The 3,025-nt window shown below is 39.2% G+C and carries 3 protein-coding genes; all 3 read left to right on the forward strand.

From position 1 onward, the window contains the following. Positions 1–803 precede the first annotated feature (803 nt). The 3 genes from AC3A8L_RS20850 to AC3A8L_RS20860 all read left to right on the forward strand — a co-directional run bounded on the left by AC3A8L_RS20850 (position 804) and on the right by AC3A8L_RS20860 (position 2,655). Entirely contained in the window at positions 804–1,019 is a 216-nt protein-coding gene (locus AC3A8L_RS20850) for a transposase (RefSeq protein WP_487964203.1), read from the forward strand. A 425-nt stretch (positions 1,020–1,444) separates the two neighbouring features. Beyond that, positions 1,445–1,597: a DDE-type integrase/transposase/recombinase gene (locus tag AC3A8L_RS20855; RefSeq protein WP_487964204.1), complete on the forward strand. Its 153-nt coding sequence runs from the start codon at positions 1,445–1,447 to the stop codon at positions 1,595–1,597. Positions 1,598–2,244: 647 nt separating this feature from the next. Next, complete coding sequence (locus AC3A8L_RS20860; RefSeq protein WP_487964205.1) at positions 2,245–2,655, forward strand: ankyrin repeat domain-containing protein; 411 nt, start codon at positions 2,245–2,247, stop codon at positions 2,653–2,655. Positions 2,656–3,025 lie beyond the last annotated feature (370 nt).

The raw sequence follows: 3,025 nt of genomic DNA on the forward strand, positions 1-3,025 counted from the left end.
GGGCGCAATCATAGTGTCACTAAAAAAAATAGAAATGCGACATATTGTCGCAGGTAGTCATTGTTCTATCTGCTGAGAAAACATATTACTCAAGGTACGCCATTCGCTTTCACCCGTAATACCAGCAAACACCAGGTTTATACCTATGTGATAACTTCAACAGATCCCAAACTCATGTCATCCATCGCTCGGCAGATAATACAAACACCCACCGTAGAACCTCTCCAGACAATAAGTGGCATCTACGCGGTTTAATGACTTTAATTACCGGGGTTAATCCACCCCGCAACTGGATCAAGTAATCGACCAAATTACAGAAATAGAAGGCACCGAAAAAAACCATAATGAATATTGTTTTAGCGAGTAAGTTTCAACGCTAAATCCAGATCTTTTATACTGGAATATACTGTTGCCATACCCGCCTGCATAATGAGTGGGTCGGTAAAAGGAAAACTCGCTAATATTGTTATCGAGCATACGTCTTGCTTTAGATAGACAGCGGAAAGGATTACATCACCTCTCGGAACTCCTTTCTAAATTAATAAATTAAAAATCTCCTAGAAATGACAAAATGAGTTGGCACTATACAGAAATATTCTATTTCCACAGAAGATAGTTATGAGATCACTATATGTAAGTTTTATTGCAAGCATTTTACTTGTCGGACCAGTAATTGCTTTTAATGGCGAATATGTTGGAAAAAATAAATAAAGCGGGATCTTACCTTAACGACCCTAAACTTAACCTCCCCCAGATTAATGAATACATTAATTTAGCAACAATGTCGCTAAAAGAGTATTCCGATGAATAGCAAAAGAAAACTCTATAAAACCTATACCCCTGAGTTCAAAATGGAGGCCGTTCAACTGATGGACGAGTCCGGCAGACCACCTGCTGAAATAGCCATGGAGCTCTGTATTCACCGCAATCTGCTCTGCAAATGGAAAGAGCAATTAACTCAAAAAGGCAATGGTACTTTGCCAGAAACCTCAAGTGAAGTGCCTTTTTATACGCGATAAGCGTCGCTACCATCGTGCTCAAAGGCTCTGTTAGGTATTGTCTGTTTCTAGCAATGGTACTATGACTGTTTTGGTCGCCCAGAGAGCCAGCGCGCTAAAGGCAATCGTCTATTGTCCACCAAGAGACACTACTTTCATAATGCTAGTCACGGCACCTATGGTTCACCACGAATACATCAAAATTAACTGTCATCTAGCGAGACTGCCGGTGTCAATCGTGTGGCAAAATTGATGAGGAAACAAGATGTTCCATTACGCATGCTTAAGAAGTTTTTCATTACGACAAACTCAAAGAATACGATGACACCTGCGCCGGATCATCAACAGCATCGCTTTAACATCACACACCGAGACAAACCTTGGGTATCTGATACCACCTTTATAGCTACACGGTAGGGTTGGCTTTATTTAGCCGTGGGTGGACAATGAGTGATAAGAACAACCGTAAACTGGTCTCTGACACCTTGACGATGGCCGTTTGGCGGCAAGACCACCCGAAGGATGTCATTATTCACTCTGATCAAGGTAGCACGTATACTTCTCGTGGTTACCCGCAGTTGCTACACAAGGGTGTGTAGTATGAGTCGAAAGGGGGAGTGTTTGGATAACGCTGTAGCTGAAAGATTTTTTAGTACGCTAAAAACAGAATAGGTTGACCATAAAGATTATCGTACTCAACAACAGACCAAACAAAGTCTATTTGAATTCATCGGGGTGTTTACAATCAACGGCGACGGCATTCTTACCTGGGCTATCTCATCTCGGTGAAGTACGAAAGGCTGAATATCTCTCAATAAATCACTCCGTTATTTTGGGGGAATCTCAGTGACATTTTAGGGAAATTATTATTTCTATTTGTCACCGACAACTTTAATTATAACCTTAGTTTAAATTGGTTTAATGTTAGTTCAACGACCTTTATTAGCCATCCATTATTTGGTGCTTAAGCTTCTTAGATGCAGAAAAGTTTTCGATGTTGTTAACTTCAAATACAAATAGGTGGACAAATCTAAAACCATACTAACGGTGTAACTTGCCTCTATACAATAAATCATAGTTGAAAAAGCACTTCCCACTAGGAGAGCTTACACTTTTCTAGCTCTGTACTGTAGAGTTATAAGTCCGCACAATGTATGTAAAGTTAAATTTCTGAAAGCTAAGCCCAAACAATACCAAAATATAGCTCCTTGAAAAACTGAAGCCAATAAAATTGGACGTTGAAAACATGAAAATTGAACCAAATTTTTTTGAAGCATGCCGAAATGGCTCTGTAAAAGATGTGTTATCTTTACTACCTATGATTGAGCACATTGATGTAAAAAATGAATGGTCAAGGACAGGGTTAGCTATAGCCGTTAGAAATGAAAATTTTGAAATCTCGAAAATATTATTTAAAAATGGTGCCAACGTTAATGCCACGAATCGAAATGGAACCACTATTTTTATGTATGCAAAGACCCCTGTTTTAAAAACAAAAAATACTGCGATTTTAAGTTGGCTATTAAATTCTGGCGCCAACATTAATGCTTGTGATAATTGGGGGCTAACTGTTCTGGATTATGTTGAAAGGGAAGGAAATATTTCAATACAATTATGGATGAAAGGTAACGGTGCTAAATTTTCCCGCGAGTTTTGATTTAAGATCACTTATATTTTTTTACGTATTAACAATACATATAACAAAGCAACTAACTACACCACAGGCCTCTCATATATCTGGACCTGCCTATTCTCCTTCTACCTGAACCCGCTATCCTGATATTGTTACTTTTATTTAAAAGTAACATACAAGAAGAAAGGACTCGGCGACAACCAATAGTTAATATTATTGTCTATCACTGACCCTAACTATCAAACCACCCCATCATCCCTTAACTTCTGCTGGGCTTCTTGATCCAATCCCAACAAATCCCTCAACACTTCATCATTATGGCTACCCACCTCAGGTCCGGGCCACTGCGTCTCTCCCGGAGTGTCACTGAGTTTTGGAATCATTCCGGGAATTT

Source organism: Marinagarivorans sp. (genome assembly GCF_982758155.1).